We start from the raw sequence: 340 nt of genomic DNA, 5'->3' as shown, positions 1-340 counted from the left end.
TAGCGGAGCGGTCACCCTGAACACGGGTACCGGCGCTGACCTCAGCATCACCGGCCGGTCCGACCTCCTGAAGGCCCTCGGTCTGACCGGCGCCGCCGGTAGCGGCAGCGTCACCGTCACCCAGGCGCGCTCGACGTCCTCAACGACGCTTGGAACGCTGATCAAGGACGGATCGACGTTGAACGTGGACGGCAAGACGATCACGTTCTCGAACGCGAAGACGCCCACCACCGTCGCGACCGGTTCCACCCAGGTTGGCAATTTGGTCACGGATGGAAACGGCAACTCGACCGTTTACCTTCAGGCCGGCAACGTCAACGACGTTCTGAACGCCATTGAT

At 63.2% G+C, this 340-nt stretch carries 1 protein-coding gene; it reads left to right on the top strand.

All coding sequences use genetic code 11. The features are described from left to right. Nucleotides 1-340, top strand: a 340-nt coding sequence (locus tag XH88_RS25610) for a DUF1522 domain-containing protein (RefSeq protein ID WP_271671024.1), incomplete at both ends; no start/stop codon positions are given.

It is taken from the genome of Bradyrhizobium sp. CCBAU 51627, assembly GCF_028128765.1.
GTDB lineage: Bacteria > Pseudomonadota > Alphaproteobacteria > Rhizobiales > Xanthobacteraceae > Bradyrhizobium.
Note: the sequence above shows the minus strand (reverse complement) of the source record. Positions and strands in the feature narration are given on the sequence as shown.